Source organism: Allofrancisella heilbronnii (genome assembly GCF_000710735.2).
Taxonomy (GTDB): Bacteria; Pseudomonadota; Gammaproteobacteria; order Francisellales; family Francisellaceae; genus Francisella; species Francisella frigidaquae.
The window spans coordinates 1,043,451-1,061,475 of record NZ_CP144673.1 but is presented as its reverse complement, the minus strand read 5'-3'; the positions used below and the strand labels follow the sequence as shown (position 1 = coordinate 1,061,475).

The following is an 18,025-nucleotide window of genomic DNA, read 5'->3' as shown; positions in this document are numbered from 1 at the left end:
CTTATGACAGCAAAAGACCGGATTATTATTAAATACCTTCAGCAACGATGGTATAAAAAAACTTTGGTAATTACAGGTTTAGAATGTAATTATTCGGGTAATATTAGATCTTTGAAAACAGTAGTTTGCTCAGGGTATTTAGAAACTGGTGAAAATGGGTGTATTTTTGATATACACGCTTGGCCATTTGAGTCTAGATTTTTCGATTTGATCATAATTGATAGTGCTTTTGTAGATAGTAGACAGAAGCAAAAAGCCTTATTAAAGCAGTTATATTTCTGTCTTTCAGATGATGGAGAAATTATCGTTGCAGGAACTACAAACATTCGAGCTTATAGGCTTGTTTCAAAATTTCTCTCTAGCGGTTTTCTTAGTAAAAAAATAGAGTTATTAACAAATTCTGACAGCGCTTTTATTAACTTATTTAAGAGAATTTTTAGCAAAAAATTTGTAGCTTTTTTTAAAAAAGATAATTTCTTTAAAATAGATCCTTTAGAGATTTCAGAGTTACTTGAAAAGCCAGCTAAATGTAAAGCATATAGTGGTGCAAGTGCTAAAAGTATATATAAGGGTTATTATGAAAAAAAATAGTTTAGTTGCATATACTGATGGAGCATGTAAAGGAAATCCTGGTATAGGCGGTTGGGGAGCTATCTTAAGTTACGGCGATATCACTAAAGAAATATACGGAGCAGAATTTAACACAACAAATAATAGAATGGAGCTTTTAGCTGCAATTGAAACATTAAAAACTCTAAAAAGAAAATGTCAAATTAGTATCTTTACAGATTCAAAGTATTTACAAAATGGAATTAATCAATGGTTGACTAACTGGAAAGCAAATGGCTGGAAAACTAGTGGTAGAAAAGAAGTTAAAAATAAAGATTTATGGCAAGAATTAGACCAGCTAACAAGGACACATGAAGTTAGTTGGCATTGGGTTAAAGGGCATAGCGGCAACCAAGGTAATGAAAAAGCAGATCAATTGGCAAATAAAGCAATACTGGAGCTTATAGAAAAGTCTCATGAAAAGTCTTAGTCATAAAAGGATTTTAGTTTTATATACTGGTGGTACTATAGGCATGGTTAGTACAGCTAATGGTTATGATGTAGAAGACGGTTACTTAACAAAAACAATTAACAGCATAATTGACTTTTATAATCATAAAATGCCAAAGTTTGTTATAAAGGAATACAGACCACTTATTGATTCTTCTAATATTAAGCCTACAAATTGGCTGACTTTAGCCTTAGATATTGTTAAAAACTATGATAATTATGATGGATTTGTAATTTTACATGGTACAGATACTTTAGCTTATACAGCTTCTATTTTGTCTTTTATGCTAGGAGAAATCCAAAAACCAGTCATTATAACAGGCTCCCAAATTCCTATTTCACAAATTCGCTCAGATGCTGTATCAAATATTCTAAATAGTTTTATATTTGCTTGTAGTGATATGATTAAAGAGGTCTGTGTGTATTTTAATAAACGCTTATTAAGAGGTAATAGAACTACAAAAATAAGTGCTACAGGATTTGACGCATTCTTATCACCAAACTATCCTGTACTAGCTCATGCAGGTGTAGATATTAGGGTGGATGATAGATTACTATGGCAACGCACTATAGATGCTAAACCAACAAAACTAGAGAATTTGGAAATACCTAATATTGCTATCTTGAGTGTTTTTCCAGGTATGAGTACAAAATTTTTAGAAAATATTTTAGAGCCTCCTATTCAAGGGCTAATCCTTAAAACTTATGGGGCTGGGAATATGACAGATGAACCTAAAATTCATGATGTTCTTGCTGGTGCAAACGATAGAGGAGTTGTAGTAGTTAATTGCACACAATGTATGTATGGAAGTGTTAAGATGGGAGCTTATAAAGCTGCTAGTGGTTTAGTCAAGGCAGGAGTTGTATCAGGGTATGACATGACAGATGAAGCAGCATTTGGTAAATTGTTTTATTTGTTGGGTCAAAAAGGTTTATCACAAAATCAGGTAAAAGAATCGTTTGAAAAGTCTTTGCAAGGTGAAGTTACTATTGAAATTTAGTTAGCGGTAAGCTAATGTAGCTAAAAATAAATGGAAAATAAAAAAGTTTCTTAGCTTAAACGTTTTTGTTTTCTAATCGTTTACTGAATAACTACTAACCACTAATATGCTGTGAATAAAATTAAAGTGCTCCGAATAAAATATTAAAATCTTCCTTTGTTTGAAAAGGGTAGATTGCGTAAGCAAGACAGTAGTAGTTTGGCAAAGTAAAAAATTAACAACATAATTTGATGATGAATAAAATAAGTTTTTTAAAAAAAATATAGGAGAATCGTATGAGTAATATAAATGAGTTAATTAAGGGTAATAGAGAATGGGCAGAGGAGGTTAAAAAAACTAATCCAAAATTTTTTGAAACATTATCAAAAGGACAATCTCCAGAGTATCTTTGGATAGGTTGCTCAGATAGTCGAGTGCCAGCTAACCAAGTTTGTGGATTGGTGCCAGGAGAGGTTTTCGTGCATCGTAACGTTGCAAACGTTGTTTCTTTGACAGACCTTAATTGCTTATCAGTTTTACAGTTTGCTATTGAAGTTTTGAAAGTAAAAAAGATTATTGTTTGTGGACATTACGCATGTGGTGGTGTGGAAACAGTTGTAAGAGATAAAAGTTATGGTCTTATTGATAACTGGTTAACGTCTATTCATGAAGTCAAGGAACAAAATAAAAAATTTATAGAAGAAACTTTAGGTTGCTTTAGGCAAGATGAAGAAAATTATATGAAGAAAAAAGTAGATGTTATGTGTGAGTTAAACGCTTTACATCAAGCTTTAAATTTATGTAAAACTACAGTTGTAAAAGCAGCTTGGCAGAAGGGGCTGAAATTTACTATACATGCAGCTATATACGGTGTTGCTGATGGTAAACTATATGAAATAGGTGGAGGTGTAGGCTCTAGAGAAGAGATGGATATCGTTTACGATCAAGCTATAGCATCGATTAAGTCTAGATACTGTCAATAAAATTACTAGTTTAATTCTATCTGCCAATTAATCTGTATAATACATATGCAATTAAACCAGTTGTGATATTTATAGCAAATAAAATAGCTATAAACTGGTTATGACTATCATCAGTTAATAATGTAAATGAGCTTAAAATGCTGTAAATACTAAAAAAAATCAAGCAAGCAGCTTTGAATGGTGGCTTTTTAATTATTGCAATTATTGAAAAGAAGCACATGCTTAATTGAAAAATACCAATTTGAAAAATTGCAGGAGTGAAAATCCATCCTTGAAATTTGCTTACACTATCCCCATATAACAAACACATGTAGCTGTTAATAAAAGTTATAATGCTGAAGTTGCAGGCTATAAAGTAGTTTGCGTATATTCTACTATGATTTTGACTGTAAATAATAATGCTGTGACAGAAAGCGAGGATAAAAGGTGTTATTAGTAGACATATACTTATAATAATAGTTACCATATAATGATCTTGAAAAGTTGTAAAATAAGTATGTCGAATTTTACAGTAAATATTTTGCCTTGTCATATATTTACAAAATAAAGATATAGACAATCTAGGTGATGATAGTTAAAATTTGCTACTAGGATATTTTGTTAAATAAAAATAGGAAAAAGTTAAAATGGATGTAACTGTTGAAAAGAAAGAAGGAATTAATTGTTCACTACTAATAGAAGTACCGGCTGATGAAATTGATAATATGGTGACTAAGAAAATAGCACAAACTGCTAAGTCAATAAAATTAGATGGTTTTAGGCCCGGTAAAGTTCCAGCAAACTTAGTAAAAAAGAAATATGGTGAGCAAATCCGTTTTGAAGTTATCTCTGAGTTGATACCTAAAAAATATACAAAAGCTATACAGGATGAAAAGCTTGAAGTTGCTGGCATAGAAGTTGATTTAAAAGAAAATGAAGAAGGTAAAAATCTTAAGTTTGTAGCTAACCTTGAGTTGTTTCCAGAAATTGAAGTAAATGGTTGTGACAATATAGCGGTTGAAAAACCAATAGTTGAACTAGGTGATAAAGAAGTCAAACAAATGATAGAAAACCTTAGAAAGCAATTTGCTACTTATTCTGAAGTTGATAGAGCTGTAAAATCAGATGATAAAGTTACTATAGATTTTGTTGGCAAAAAAGATGGAGAGGTTTTTGATGGCGGTTCAGCTAATGATACGGATGTGATTATTGGTTCTGGACAGATGATACCAGGCTTTGAAGATGGTATTATTGGTATGCTAAAAGATGAGCAAAAAACTATTACAGTTACTTTTCCGAAAGATTACCAAAATCAGGAGCTTGCAGGTAAAGATGCTCAGTTTGATATAACAGTGAAAAAAATCCAACAACCAGAATTACCAGAAGTAAATGAAGAATTTGTTAAGAAATTTGGAGTAAAAGGTGGGGTGGATAGTTTTGAGTCAGAAATCAAAGAAAATATGCAACGCGAATTGAAGTTTATAATCCAAAGGAAAATTAAAGAACAAGTTTTTAAAGGGTTAAGAGATATAGTTGAGTTTGACGTGCCAAAAGCTTTAGTTAAGAGAGAGATTGATGCTGCTAAGAAAAACCTACTAAATAGCATGGGTGGAGCAAAAAGTAACTTTGATGTTAACCAGTTGCCAGATAATTTATTTGAGGCAAATGCTAAGCAAAAAGTAAAAACAAGTTTGATACTTGATAGCATAATTAAAATTCAAAATTTTGAGGCTGATGATAGGGAAGTTGACAGCTTATTGGATGAAATGGTTCAAGCATATGAGGAACCAGAAAAAACTAAAGAGCAAATCAAAAAAAACCCGAGAGAAATTAATAATTTAAAAGCACTAGTGATAGAAAATAAGCTAACTGATTGGGTTTTAGACCAAGCTAAAGTTACTGATAAAAAAGAAGATTTCTTTGCGATTATTAAAGAAAATATGCAAGCACAACAAGCTGGGTTTTAAATTAAAATTCAGAGAGAAGAGGTTTTTTTATAGATGATAACTAATAATTTAGTACCTACCGTTATAGAAAAAAGTGCAGGTGGTGAGCGTGCTTTTGATATTTATTCAAGACTTTTAAAAGAGCGAATAGTTTTTTTAAATGGTGAAGTGAATGATCAATCAGCAAATCTTGTCATTGCCCAACTATTATTTTTAGAGTCAGAGGATCCAGACAAAGATATTTATTTTTATATCAACTCTCCTGGTGGAATGGTAACAGCTGGTATGGGTGTGTATGATACGATGCAATTTATAAAGCCAGATGTTAATACTATTTGTATAGGACTTGCTGCTAGTATGGGGTCTCTTTTATTAGCAGGTGGAGCAAAAGGCAAAAGATATAGTTTGCCTAGTTCACAAATAATGATTCACCAACCATTGGGTGGTTTTAGAGGGCAAGCATCTGATATAGAGATTCATGCTAAAAATATTCTACGGATTAAAGAAAGGTTAAATGATATTTTGGCTTACCATACAGGTCAAGATCTTGAAACTATAGTAAAAGATACAGATAGAGATAAATTCATGATGGCAGAAGAAGCAAAAGAATATGGTTTAATAGATAATGTTATTCAGTCACGTGAAGCAATGAAAAAAGTAAATAATTAAAGGAATCTAATTAATAAAGATGTCTAAAATCCTATATTGTTCTTTCTGCGGGAAGTCACAGCAAGAAGTAAAAAATATTATAGTTGGTAGAGAAGGTAACATTTGCAATGAGTGTATTGATAAATGTGTAATTAAAATTCATGGTGGTAATAAGATATTAGATGCTGAAGACATAAGTTTTGAGAAATTACCTAAACCACTAGAAATTAAAAAATATTTGGATGATTATGTCATTGGTCAAGATAATGCTAAAAAAGTTTTATCTGTGGCGGTGTATAATCATTATAAAAGAATTACTTCTAAAATACTAAATGAAGATGATACCGAGCTTAAAAAAAGTAATGTCCTTTTGATAGGGCCAACTGGTTCTGGTAAAACATTATTTGCGCAAACTTTAGCTAAATTACTTAACGTTCCATTTGCTATCGCAGATGCAACAACTCTTACAGAGGCCGGTTATGTGGGTGATGACGTTGAAAATATAATTGTTAGATTATTGCAGAACGCTGAGTTTGATGTGGCTAAAGCACAAAAGGGTATTATCTACATAGATGAAATTGACAAGATTGCGCGTAAATCAGAAAGTGCATCTATAACCAGAGATGTATCAGGAGAAGGTGTACAACAAGCATTACTTAAGCTTATAGAGGGTACAGTAGCTTTAGTTCCACCTAAAGGAGGTAGAAAGCATCCTAATCAAGAGATGATAGAAGTTGACACCACTAATATTTTGTTTATTTGTGGAGGAGCTTTTGCTGGTATTGAAAAAACTGTTAAACATAGAATGGATAAGGTAAGTATTGGGTTTAACGCGGATATAGTTGAGCAAAAAAACAGTCTTAACGTAGAAAAATTAATGCAAAAAGTAGAAAGTGAGGATTTAACTAAATTTGGTTTGATTCCAGAACTTATTGGGCGTTTACCTATCGTTACCGTGTTAAATGAGCTAAAAGAAGAGGATTTAGTAAGAATTCTTAAAGAGCCAAAAAATGCTTTGATAAAACAATATATTAAATTATTCAAAATTGATGGTATAGAGGTTGAATTTACAGACCAGGCTCTTATTGAGATAGCTAAAAAAGCTATAGTTAAAAAAACTGGTGCTAGAGGTCTAAGAACAATTCTTGAAGGGATATTACTAGAGCTAATGTTTTATATTCCATCAACTCAAGATATGAGTAAAGTTATAATAAGTGACAAAACTATCTTGGAACAAGAAGAGCCTATTTTAGTTACAAAAACACAAGAATATAAACAGTTAAAAGATATAATTTAATTTACAGGGGTTATATAAACTTATGTCAGAAATTTTAAGCGTTGTTCCTGTTATCCCACTACGAGATGTGGTTATTTATCCTGGTATGACGATCCCTTTGAATGTAGGGCGTACAAAATCTATAAACGCAGTAAAAGAAGCATCCAACAATTATAATAATTCTATATTGTTGGCTACTCAGAAAAATAGCTCTAGTTCAGGTGATGTTGCTGAAAATATTTATGATATAGCTACTTTAGCAAAAATCATACAGATAATGAAGCTTCCAGATGGAAGCTTAAAAATTATAGTCGAAGGAGTAGCTAAAACACGAGTAGATAAATATGTAGATGAAAAGGATTGCATTTATGCTCATATGGAAGATGCTGCTTCAAAGCCTATTCAAACACAAGACTCTATCCAGTTAAATAAAGAGTTAAAAGCTATAATTTTATCTATATCAGAGTCACTGAAAGAGTTTGTTGAATATAGTGGCACTATTACTAAAGAAGCATTGTCTACTTTAATAAATACTCAGCATCCGGAGAAATTTATATATGAAATAGCAGCTATTCTTAATTCTAGTATTGCTAAAAAACAAAAAATTTTAGAAGTAGAGGATTTAAAGGCTAAAGCATTAATTCTACTTACGTGCTTAGAAGAAGAGCTTGAAATACTTGAGTTAGAGGCAAAAATTAAAGATAGGGTAAAAGCTCAAGTTGATAAAAATCAAAGAGAGTATTATTTAAACGAACAAGTAAAAGCTATTTACAAAGAGTTAGGTGAGGCTGATGAAGAATCTGAAACTTCAGCTCTTAAGAAGAAAATAGAATCTGCAAAGATGTCTAAAGAGGCGAAAGAAAAGTGTTTAAAAGAGCTCAAAAAGCTAAAATCTATGCCACCGTCATCTTCGGAATCTGCCGTATCTAGAAACTATATTGAGACTATACTTTCTCTGCCATGGGGTAAGCGCACTAAAGTTAAAAAAGATATTAATTTGGCGGAAAAGGTTTTAGAAAAAGACCATTATGGTATCAAAAAAGTTAAGGAGCGTATATTAGAGCATTTAGCTGTCCAGATAAAGAGAGATTCTAATACTAAAGCTCCTATTTTATGTTTAGTGGGGCCTCCAGGTGTAGGTAAGACTTCTATAGGGCAATCTATAGCCAGAGCAACAGGGAGAGAATATGTACGTATGGCATTAGGTGGAGTCCGTGATGAATCAGAAATAAGAGGTCATCGTCGTACTTATATAGGATCTATGCCAGGACAAATAATCCAGAAGATAATTAAAGCAAAAGCTGAAAACCCGTTATTTTTATTAGATGAAATAGATAAAATTTCGTCTGATTTTAGAGGTGATCCGTCTGCAGCGCTGCTTGAAGTTCTTGATCCTGAACAAAATAATACTTTTAATGATCATTATTTAGAAATAGATTATGATTTGTCAAAAGTTATGTTTGTAGCAACAGCTAACTCTTTGGATATTGATCCAGCTTTACGCGATAGATTAGAGATTATTAATTTAGCTGGTTATACTGAGATAGAAAAGCAAGCTATTGCTAAGCAATATTTAATACCAAAAGCTTTGAAAAATAATGGCCTAAGTAATAAAGAATTAACTTTCACAACAACGGCAATTCTAGATATTATTAGATATTATACCAGAGAGGCCGGAGTGAGAAACTTGCAACAAAAAATTAACAGCGTTTGTCGTAAAGTAGTTAAAAATACACTTAAAAATCCAGAAATTACTAAAGCTTCGATTACTCAAAAAAATTTACAAGAGTACTTAGGGGTTTATCAGTACGATTATGGTGTTAAAAGTTTAAAATCTAAAGTCGGGCAAGTTACAGGTTTAGCTTGGACATCTGTTGGTGGTGAACTTTTAACTATAGAAGCTTTAGCTATGCCTGGTAAAGGGAAAGTTAAATATACAGGTAGCTTAGGTGATGTGATGAAAGAGTCTATTGATGCGGCATTTAGTGTTGTTCGTTCTATGTCAAAAGACTATAAGCTTGAGGATGATTTTTATGAGAAAAAGGATATTCATATCCATGTCCCAGAGGGGGCTACTCCTAAAGATGGTCCAAGCGCGGGTATTGCGATGACTACAGCTTTAGTTTCTGTATACACAAATAAGCCAGTTCGTAATGATATTGCAATGACTGGTGAGATAACTTTAAGGGGAGATGTTTTAGCTATAGGCGGCTTAAAAGAGAAACTTTTAGCTGCATTAAGAGGTGGGATTAAGGAAGTTTTAATCCCAAAACAAAATGTTAAAAATCTAGCTGAAATTGATAAAGAAATAATAGAAAAACTAAAAATAACCCCTGTTAACAACATAAAAGAAGTTTTATTAAGGGTTTTTTAGTATTTTAGTGTTGAAATGGCGTTTTTTTAGTGTTATAACCTTAATTGACAGTATGTCATTAAAAACAGAAGGAGTCTTAAAAATGAATAAAGGTGAATTAGTAAGTGCTATCGCAAAAGAAGCAGATGTTACTAAAGAAGTTGCTAGTAAAACTTTAGATGCTACGATCGCAGCAGTAACTAAAGCTTTAAAAGCAGGTGATAGTGTAACTTTAGTTGGTTTTGGTACTTTTCAAGTTAAAGAAAGAAGTCCAAGAGAAGGTAGAAACCCTAAAACAGGTGAAACTATCAAAATTGCTGCCTCAAAAGTTCCTAGCTTTAAAGCTGGTAAAGGTCTTAAAGACGCAGTTAAATAATAAAAAATCAAATTTTATTAGCGATTTTTTATATAAGCATACTTAACAGTATGCTTTTTTTATCTATAATATGATATATAGTCAACCCTTTACAATCCTGTTATAATAACTATAATTAAAAACATTAATCTAATGTTCGTTATACTCGTGTATGAATACGATAAGGATATCTTAGTTTATGGATTTTATATCTTGTGGATTCCTACTTATATGGGAATGATAGTGGTTTTAAATTGGGTTAGCTATATTTAGGTTATTAAGTTTAAGAACTTTTATTAAATAAGGTTGGAAAAATGTTACAGTCTTTTAATGATAGGCTAAAAGGTCCGTTTACTTGGATAATTATTATCTCAATAAGTTTTATTTTTGTAATAACTGGTATGAGTTTCTTTTTTACAAATGTAGGAGCTAGTAGATCATATGTTGCAAAGGTTGGAGATAATGAAATTAGTACAAGACAGTTTGAACAATATGCACAAAATGCTAAAACAAGAATTCAAAAGCAACAGTTGCTTGACCAGCTAGTTAGCCAGTATTTGGTTTTAGCTGATTCTCAGCAGCATAACGTTCAGGTTTCAAAACTAATGTTGCAAGCAACTATATTTAATAATCCTATGTTTTTTGAAAAGGGTAAATTTTCTAGTGATAAGTTAAAGCAGTTAGCTAATTACTTGGGCGGTTTAGGCAAGCTAGAACAGATACTTTCGCAAAACATCAAGGCTAGTATTATTCCTCAAACTATAACGGATACATCCTTCACCACTGAATACGAGTTAAAATCTTTATCTAATGTTTACTCAGTTAATAAAACAATTGAGTATATAAAAATTTCTCCACAAGCTTTAAAAGCTCAAGTTAAACCAAGTACTCAAGCATTAAATGCTTATTATAAAATTCATAAAAATGAATATATAAATCCTGCAAAGATCAATATTAGTTACTTTGTTATTTCAAAAGATGATTTTAAATCTAAAGCTAGTATTAGTGATTCACAAGTAAAAGAATATTATGAAAACAATAAAGATTTATTTGAAAAATTTGATGATAATACGAAAGCTACTATTAAAAAGATTATTCAAAATAGAGAGGCTTTACAACAATATAATTCTTTTATTCAAGACGTTGATGATATTAAATTTAACCAACTTGAAAAAAAGATAGGTAAGCCAAAAGTTGCAAACATTGTAGATAATAACGATACTGATATAGAAGGTGTTAAGAATAGTTCATTTTTTGTTAATGTAGAGAAATATTCAAGTATTTCATTGTCAGAAGACAAAACCTTGATCTATCAAGTAAATAAGCAACAAAAAGCAATATCACAGTCATTTGATAAGGTTAAAGATAAGGTTACCCAAGCTTATATTTTAGAAAAATCACAAACTCTAGCTTTAGAGAAAGCAGATAAGCTATTATCTGATTTGAATAAACAACAAAAAGTACAGCAAAGTTTTGAAAAAGCTGTAGTTTCTAGTGAAGCTAAAGACCTTTCAAAAGATTTTAGTGATTTTGTATTATTAAATAACAATACTGGTTACCATGAATATGAAGCTTTAGATGGAAGCGTCTACGTTTATAAGGTGATAAAAGTCCAACCAGAAAACTCTAAAAAAGCTACTATTCCTAATCAAGTTGAAGCAAGTTATAAGCAAGAAGAGCTTAATTTCTATCTACAAAGAATTAAACAAGACATTCCAGTAAAAATAAATTATAAAAATATCTAAATGAACAAGCTAGTTTATGGTATAGCTGGTCCTACAGCTTCAGGGAAGACTGCTCTTTCAATATCTATTGCTAAGCAGATTAATGCTGAGATTATTAGTGTTGATTCTTCTTTAGTTTATAAACAGATGGACATAGGCACAGCTAAGCCAACTAAACAAGAGCAAGATGGTATAAAGCATCATTTAATTGATATCATAGAGCCCACTGAAAACTTTTCGGTAGCAGATTTTATTTCTAGTGTTAATATTCTCAAAAAAGAAATACACTCTAGAGGGAAGCAAGTTTTATTAGTTGGTGGCACGATGCTTTACTTTAAAGGTTTAATAGAGGGACTATCAAATTTACCTGAAAGCCAACCTGAAATAAGATCTATTTTGGAACTAGAAAAAAAGGAAAAAGGCTTAGAGTACCTTTATAAGCAACTTTATAAGATGGATCCAGATGCAGCCCAAAAGCTTAATGCAAATGATCAACAGCGAATATTTAGGGCTTTAGAAGTTATTATGATAAGTGGTGAAAAATATTCACAACTAGTTAAAACATCTAAAGTAGGTCAGTTAGATGAAGAAATTAGATTGTGTGCTATAGTTCCAAAAAACAGAACTCTTTTACATAGAAATATCGAGTTGAGATTTAAACAGATGTTAGAAGATGGCTTTCTAGATGAAGTTAAAAATCTTAGAAAAAATCCAAATCTAACTAAAGATACTACTGCTATAAGAAGCGTCGGGTATCGTCAAGCATGGGAATACTTTGATGGTGATATAGATTATGACAGGTTTGTTGAAAAAGGTATTGTAGCAACAAGACAACTAGCAAAACGTCAACTTACTTGGATACGAAATTGGCAGGGAGATATTAACCTTATAGCAATGGAAGATATAAATAAAGAATCTAAAGTTATAAAGCTTTTTGGTTTGGATTAAATGGGTTTAGTATAATAGTTGGTAAAACTGATGTGATGGATTGACACCCTTTAGAAAGCTTATTAAATATTTCACAAATAAAATTTGCTGATAAATATAAATGTTGTTAAAATGTCTAGCTAAGTTTAATTGTTAAACTTGATAAAATAATAATTATAATTAAATAACTAAAAGGAAGTGAAACAATGTCAAGAATATCCTCTTTACAAGACCCATTTTTAAATGCGTTGAGAAAAGAAAAAATCAGTGTATCTGTATACTTAGTTAATGGAATTAAACTTCAGGGGCAAATCGAAGCTTTTGATCAATTTTGTATAGTACTTAGAAACACAGTAAACCAAATGGTTTATAAGCATGCTATTTCAACAATAGTACCAGCTAAAAGTGTAAGAATGGTTTATAGTTCATTTAATCCATATCATCAAAATTCTAATGATGATCAAGATGAAAATGTAGATGATATTCATACTGATGAACTTGAAGTTCAAGAAAGTAACGAACATATTGAACAATAATACTTTTTTCTTTTTCTTTAATAATTCCATTGTGAGGTATATTATTTAATGGAATTTTTCCAATCTTACGAAGCAGGCAGTAAATGTTTGCTTGTAAATATAAATTTTAAATATCACCGCGAATTAAATGCTGATCCGGCTGAGCTAGAAGGTTTAGTGTTGGCAGCAGATAAAGTTGTCTTAGAAAGTTTAGACTTTAATCACTCTGAACCTGATATCAAATATTTTTGTGGTATGGGTAAAATGGAAATGATAAAAAATAAGCGCGATGAAATAAAAGCAGATCTAGTCGTTTTTAATCATCCATTAAGCCCATCTCAAGAGAGGAATATAGAAAAATATCTTGAATGTAAGGTAATGGATAGAACACGCCTTATATTAGAAATATTCTCCTTACGTGCCAAAACCTATGAAGGCAAGTTACAAGTTGAGTTAGCTCAGTTAAATTATCAGTCAACGAGATTAGTTAAAGGTTGGACTCACTTAGAAAGACAAAAAGGTGGTATTGGTGTGCGAGGGGGACCAGGTGAAACTCAGCTTGAGATAGATAGACGTTTGATTAGACAAAGAATTAAGCAGATAACTCAAAAGTTAGAAAGAGTAAAACATCATAGAGATTTAAGCAGGTCTTCTAGGCGTAAAAATAATATTCCAACACTTTCTTTTGTCGGCTATACAAATGCTGGTAAATCAACGTTATTTAATAAAATCACAAATGCTCAGGTTCTAGTAAAAGATCAATTATTTGCAACTTTAGATCCAACTTTACGTAAAGTAATTGTGCCTAAGTTAGGTGAAGTAATTTTCTCAGATACAGTAGGATTTATCAAAAACTTACCTCATGATTTGGTGGAAGCTTTTCATGCAACTTTAGAAGAGGCTATAGAGTCAGATTTATTGATTCATGTTATAGACTATGCTGATGAGGATTATAAAAGTTATATAGACCAGGTAAACAAAGTATTAAATGAAATTGGTATAGGTGATAAAGAGAGAATTTGTGTCTATAATAAGATAGACAAGCTTGAAAATATAAAACCTAGTTTTGTAGCATTCGATAACTCAGAGGATAGTATCGTGGCTAGAGTTTATCTTTCAGCAGTAACAGGTGAAGGATTAGAGGAGTTTTATACGGCTTTAGCAACTTTTTTTAATAAGTCATGGTTTAAAGGAACCTTAGAGTTACCACCAAAACATTCCAAGATTAGATCTATGATGTATGATCTTGGTGTTATAGAAAAAGAACAAATATCTGAAGATGGTAATTATTTATTAGATATAAATATATCAGAATCTGATTTTGAACGCTTCAATAGAGAGTTTGAGTTAGACCTTCAGCAGTTTTTAATATAAGGTTTCATAGTATAGGAATATAAAATGATTAAAAAAATAAAGCAAAGATGGTTTTGGAGTAAAAATTCAGAACAGGGACCACCAGACTTAGAAGAGATGATTAAAAGATTCTTCTCCAAGAAGAAAAAGAATAATGGTGATGACAACGAGAGTATTTATTCAAAGAACGCTAGTAAAAATCAGAAGTTTCAAACACCTCCAATAGGTAAAATAGCAGCTATAGTAATAGGTTTGCTTATAGCTATTTGGGCGGGTTTTGGTTTTTATGTTGTGCAACCAGCTGAACAGGCTGCGGTACTTAGGTTGGGGAAGTTTTCTAAAATAGTTGAGTCAGGATTGCATTGGTATCCTATAGGCATAGATAAAGTTTATAAAGAAAATGTTCAAGAGCTAAAAACTATGTCACTACAAAGAGATATGTTAACTTCTGAAGAGAATATCGTACATATTTCTTTTACAGTACAATATCGTATTTCAAATTTAGAAGATTATTTATTTGCTAATACGGATCCGCTCCAGCTTTTACAACAATCATTAGAGAGTGCTGTTAGACAAGTAGTAGGCCAAAGTAACTTATCTGATATTCTAACAACAAAAAGAGCTGCTATAGCCATTCAAGTTAAAGACGAAATGGAAGCTTTATTGGGACAGTATAAATCAGGTATATACGTAAGTGATGTCATCATGCAACCAGCACAAGCGCCAGATGCTGTAAAAGACGCTTTTGATGATGTGATAAAAGCTAGAGAAGATCAAGCTAGGTTACAAAATGAGGCTGAATCTTATGCAAATAGAATTATACCAGTAGCAGAAGGTAAAGCTCAAAGGATTGTAGACCAGGCAAACGCTTATAAGCAACAAGTTGTATTAGAAGCACTAGGAGAGGTGGCTCAGTTTGAGCAACTGTTACCAATCTATAAAACTAATCCTGATATTGTAACTAACCAAATGTACTTTGATACAATTTCAAACGTGTTGCAAAATAATAAGATTTTCCTAATAGATGGAGATGGTGCTAAAAATATCTTTTATGGTTTAGATCAAGCTCAAAAAAATATACTATCATCTTCAAACGCACAGGGGAGTAATTAAAACATGAAAAATTTATCAAAAATACTCTTAGTACTTGTGGTAGTTGGCTTATTCTTAATTTTAAGTAGTAAATTTATAGTAAAACAAGGTACAGAATCTGTACTTTTAAGATTAGGTGAGCTTGTTAAAGAAGATGATAAAGTAATAGAGTATAAACCAGGAATCCATATCAAAATACCATTTTTAGATACAGTTAAAAACTATGATATGAGAAATAGAGTTTTAACAACAGACTCATCACGAGTAGTTACCAAAGAGAAAAAAGATGTTTTAATAAATGCTTATGTAGTTTGGAGAATAAATGATATTTCTAAATTCTTTACTAGTACAAGTGGACAGGTTTTTAGAGCAGAAACTTTATTAAAACAATTCTTAGAATCATCATTAAGAGCAGAAGTTGGTAAGAATGATATCCAAAGCTTAGTAAATAATGATCGTGATAAGTTGATGATAGCTTTGACAAAAGATGTTGCTGTCCAAGCTAAAGAAATTGGAATATCTATTGTTGATGTAAGAGTAAATCAAATTGATTTGCCAGAAACCATAACAGAGTCAATATATCAGCGTATGAAATCATCCAGACATAAAGATGCTTCTCGTATAAGAGCAGAAGGTGAAAGAGCAGCTGAAAAAACTAAAGCATCGGCAGACGCTACAGTAACTGTGACTATGGCTGAAGCAGAAAAGCAATCTAAAATTATAAGAGCCGAAGCAGACGCAAAAGCGGCTAAAATATTTGCAGATGCTTATTCTAGCTCAATACCATTGTATGAGTTTTTAAAGAGTATGAACTCGTATAAAGAAAGTTTTAGTGGTAAGAATGAAGTAGTATTTATGCTTAAACCAGACAGTAAGTTTTTTCAAGGTTTTAAATTAAAACCAGATAGTAAACTTGCTGAAGATATGAAAAAGGCTAAATAGGAGTCATTAAAAAATGAGTTTAGTAAAAATACTATTTGTATGTAAAGGCAATATTTGTAGATCACCAACTGCTCATGGGATATTTAGAGATATTGTTAAGCAAAATGGTTTACACGAAACTATTTTAATTTCTTCTGCTGGTACTTGCTCACGTAAATGGGGTCATGAAGGAGACTACGCTGATATCAGATCAGTAGAAATGGCAAAAAAATTCGACTGCGATTTATCAGATTTAATTTCAGAGCAGTTAGAAGAGTTTCATTTTAATGATTATGATTATGTATTAGTTATGGATCAAGAAAATATTGATACAATAAAACAGATGTTTCCTAGAGCAGATTTTTCAAAAGTTTCTAAAATTTTAGATTATGCACCCACAATCTCTTTAACAGATGTACCTGATCCATATTATGAAAATAATTTTGAAAAAGTTTTTCTAATGTTAGACACAGCCTGCCATGAATTTTTTGAAAAAATAAAAAAAGAGCATAATTTATGAATTATCATCATGCAAAATATATAATGGGTGCTGCTAAGGTTACTCAACTTCCAGAAGATACTGGAATTGAAGTTGCTTTTGCAGGTCGTTCTAATGCTGGTAAATCAAGCGCTTTAAATACTTTGACAGAGCAGAAAGGTCTAGCAAGAGTAAGTAAAACACCAGGTAGAACTCAACTTATAAATTTATTTGATCTGGGTGATAATAAACGTTTAGTAGACTTACCTGGATACGGCTACGCTAAAGTTTCTGAATCTATAAAGAAAGTATGGCAAAAAGAGATGGAGCACTATTTAACCTCACGTCAATGTTTGAATGGGGTAGTGCTTTTAGTAGATTCTCGTCATGAGTTAAAAGAGTTTGATTGCTTGATGATAGAGTTGGCAATTTCATGTGATTTAAATTTACATATTCTGCTTACTAAAGTTGATAAACTCAATAATAAGCAAAAAGCAGAAGCTAATAGAATGCTCGAAAGTTTCCTCAAAAACTTTAAATCAACAGAAAAAGTTTCTTATCAGCTATTTTCTTCTTTAAGTAAATTAGGCCTTGATAAATTTAAACAAAAGTTAGATTCTTGGTACCTATAAATATTACAAATCATTTGGTTTTATAAATGTTAATAAATAAAATAAAGGCGCATTTATAATAGCAACTATATACTTAATTAGTAGTGTAGAAGCTGCTATTTCTAAAGCGTATTGCATAGGAATAATACCAGCTAATGCAAAACCATAAGTGATTAAAGCAGTATCGATAATTTGTGAAATTAAAGTAGAACCTGTATTTCTAAACCAAAGCCATTTTAAATCGTTACTATAGCTTTTAAGTTTGGCATATATTAAAACATCAAAAAGCTGTGAAATTAGATATACCAAATTACCTATTATAACAGCCTTAAGAGCACCACCGCTTAGAGAGAAGAAAATATCAAGAGCATCACTAGAGCTTTGATAAAACTCATCATTACTAACCGTTTGGTAAAATGTTGAGACAAGCATCAGTAGAATAAAGGAGATTCCAAAGAAAATAGATACTAATACAACTTTGCGTGCCTCATTTCTTCCATATTTTTCATTTAGCAGATCATTAGCCACAAAAATACCACCAAACATTACATTACCCAAAGTCGCTATAATGTGTAATCCAAATATATCGTATTGGACTCCTTTATTTACTTGGATATTAGCAGCTATAAGACTAATGATTATAAAGATAGTAACCCCTTTTTTTCCAAATAACCTAAAAGCTAAAAAAAGGATAAAAAAATCAATAAAAGTATAAAATATAAGTAATTCAAAATTAGTCATGTTAACCCTTAGTTTTGATAACCCTGAGGGGCATAAAATTTGTTATAATATAGCAAACTAAACTTATAAAGGCAATTTTAGAGG

General features: G+C 31.3%; 19 protein-coding genes. 17 read left to right on the top strand and 2 right to left on the bottom strand.

What is annotated here, in order from left to right; translation table 11 throughout:
- The first annotated feature begins 3 nt into the window (after nucleotides 1–3).
- The 4 genes from FRA_RS04975 (at nucleotide 4) to FRA_RS04960 (ending at nucleotide 3,022) form a co-directional block, all read left to right on the top strand.
- The gene (locus tag FRA_RS04975; RefSeq protein WP_035719497.1) at nucleotides 4–591 is read left to right on the top strand and encodes a hypothetical protein; all 588 of its coding nucleotides are present in this window, start codon (nucleotides 4–6) and stop codon (nucleotides 589–591) included.
- Nucleotides 578–1,039 carry a ribonuclease HI gene (rnhA, locus tag FRA_RS04970; RefSeq protein ID WP_155960869.1) on the top strand — a complete coding sequence of 154 codons (462 nt, stop codon included), beginning with the start codon at nucleotides 578–580 and terminating at the stop codon, nucleotides 1,037–1,039. Before FRA_RS04975 ends, rnhA begins: the two co-directional genes overlap by 14 nt.
- Complete coding sequence (ansA, locus tag FRA_RS04965; protein ID WP_035719495.1) at nucleotides 1,026–2,060, top strand: asparaginase; 1,035 nt, start codon at nucleotides 1,026–1,028, stop codon at nucleotides 2,058–2,060. The genes rnhA and ansA overlap by 14 nt, the downstream gene beginning before the upstream one ends.
- A 275-nt stretch (nucleotides 2,061–2,335) precedes the next feature.
- Nucleotides 2,336–3,022: a carbonic anhydrase gene (locus FRA_RS04960; RefSeq protein WP_035719492.1), complete on the top strand. Its 687-nt coding sequence runs from the start codon at nucleotides 2,336–2,338 to the stop codon at nucleotides 3,020–3,022.
- A 16-nt stretch (nucleotides 3,023–3,038) separates the two neighbouring features.
- Here the strand turns inward: FRA_RS04960 and FRA_RS04955 are convergent, their stop codons facing one another.
- A complete protein-coding gene (locus FRA_RS04955) occupies nucleotides 3,039–3,488 on the bottom strand; it encodes a DUF6790 family protein (RefSeq protein ID WP_035719490.1) in 450 nt (149 codons plus the stop codon).
- 160 nt (nucleotides 3,489–3,648) lie between these two features.
- Here FRA_RS04955 and tig point away from each other — a divergent pair, with 160 nt between their 5' ends.
- From tig to yihA, 13 genes are all read left to right on the top strand, one after another.
- Complete coding sequence (gene tig / locus FRA_RS04950) at nucleotides 3,649–4,968, top strand: trigger factor (protein WP_035719489.1); 1,320 nt, start codon at nucleotides 3,649–3,651, stop codon at nucleotides 4,966–4,968.
- A 33-nt stretch (nucleotides 4,969–5,001) separates the two neighbouring features.
- On the top strand, nucleotides 5,002–5,616 hold the full coding sequence (gene clpP, locus FRA_RS04945) for an ATP-dependent Clp endopeptidase proteolytic subunit ClpP (RefSeq protein WP_035719486.1): 615 nt from the start codon (nucleotides 5,002–5,004) through the stop codon (nucleotides 5,614–5,616).
- Between the two features lie 19 nt (nucleotides 5,617–5,635).
- The gene (clpX, locus tag FRA_RS04940) at nucleotides 5,636–6,892 is read left to right on the top strand and encodes an ATP-dependent Clp protease ATP-binding subunit ClpX (protein ID WP_035719484.1); all 1,257 of its coding nucleotides are present in this window, start codon (nucleotides 5,636–5,638) and stop codon (nucleotides 6,890–6,892) included.
- Nucleotides 6,893–6,914: 22 nt separating this feature from the next.
- Nucleotides 6,915–9,245 (top strand): endopeptidase La, encoded by a 2,331-nt coding sequence (gene lon, locus FRA_RS04935; protein WP_035719482.1) that lies wholly within the window; start codon nucleotides 6,915–6,917, stop codon nucleotides 9,243–9,245.
- Between the two features lie 82 nt (nucleotides 9,246–9,327).
- Nucleotides 9,328–9,600, top strand: coding sequence for an HU family DNA-binding protein (locus FRA_RS04930; RefSeq protein WP_035719481.1), 273 nt, complete (start codon nucleotides 9,328–9,330; stop codon nucleotides 9,598–9,600).
- A gap of 293 nt (nucleotides 9,601–9,893) precedes the next feature.
- Complete coding sequence (locus tag FRA_RS04925; RefSeq protein ID WP_035719477.1) at nucleotides 9,894–11,324, top strand: peptidylprolyl isomerase; 1,431 nt, start codon at nucleotides 9,894–9,896, stop codon at nucleotides 11,322–11,324.
- Nucleotides 11,325–12,251, top strand: coding sequence for a tRNA (adenosine(37)-N6)-dimethylallyltransferase MiaA (gene miaA / locus FRA_RS04920; protein WP_035719475.1), 927 nt, complete (start codon nucleotides 11,325–11,327; stop codon nucleotides 12,249–12,251).
- A 185-nt stretch (nucleotides 12,252–12,436) separates the two neighbouring features.
- Nucleotides 12,437–12,766 carry an RNA chaperone Hfq gene (gene hfq / locus FRA_RS04915; RefSeq protein WP_035719472.1) on the top strand — a complete coding sequence of 110 codons (330 nt, stop codon included), beginning with the start codon at nucleotides 12,437–12,439 and terminating at the stop codon, nucleotides 12,764–12,766.
- A gap of 48 nt (nucleotides 12,767–12,814) precedes the next feature.
- Nucleotides 12,815–14,119 (top strand): ribosome rescue GTPase HflX, encoded by a 1,305-nt coding sequence (hflX, locus tag FRA_RS04910; protein ID WP_035719470.1) that lies wholly within the window; start codon nucleotides 12,815–12,817, stop codon nucleotides 14,117–14,119.
- Nucleotides 14,120–14,143: 24 nt separating this feature from the next.
- Nucleotides 14,144–15,211: an FtsH protease activity modulator HflK gene (gene hflK, locus FRA_RS04905; protein WP_035719468.1), complete on the top strand. Its 1,068-nt coding sequence runs from the start codon at nucleotides 14,144–14,146 to the stop codon at nucleotides 15,209–15,211.
- Between the two features lie 3 nt (nucleotides 15,212–15,214).
- On the top strand, nucleotides 15,215–16,132 hold the full coding sequence (hflC, locus tag FRA_RS04900) for a protease modulator HflC (RefSeq protein ID WP_035719465.1): 918 nt from the start codon (nucleotides 15,215–15,217) through the stop codon (nucleotides 16,130–16,132).
- 13 nt (nucleotides 16,133–16,145) lie between these two features.
- Nucleotides 16,146–16,631, top strand: coding sequence for a low molecular weight protein-tyrosine-phosphatase (locus FRA_RS04895; RefSeq protein WP_035719462.1), 486 nt, complete (start codon nucleotides 16,146–16,148; stop codon nucleotides 16,629–16,631).
- On the top strand, nucleotides 16,628–17,221 hold the full coding sequence (gene yihA / locus FRA_RS04890; RefSeq protein WP_035719461.1) for a ribosome biogenesis GTP-binding protein YihA/YsxC: 594 nt from the start codon (nucleotides 16,628–16,630) through the stop codon (nucleotides 17,219–17,221). Before FRA_RS04895 ends, yihA begins: the two co-directional genes overlap by 4 nt.
- A 3-nt stretch (nucleotides 17,222–17,224) precedes the next feature.
- Here yihA and FRA_RS04885 read toward each other — a convergent pair whose 3' ends face one another.
- Nucleotides 17,225–17,941 (bottom strand): queuosine precursor transporter, encoded by a 717-nt coding sequence (locus FRA_RS04885; RefSeq protein ID WP_035719460.1) that lies wholly within the window; start codon nucleotides 17,939–17,941, stop codon nucleotides 17,225–17,227.
- Nucleotides 17,942–18,025 lie beyond the last annotated feature (84 nt).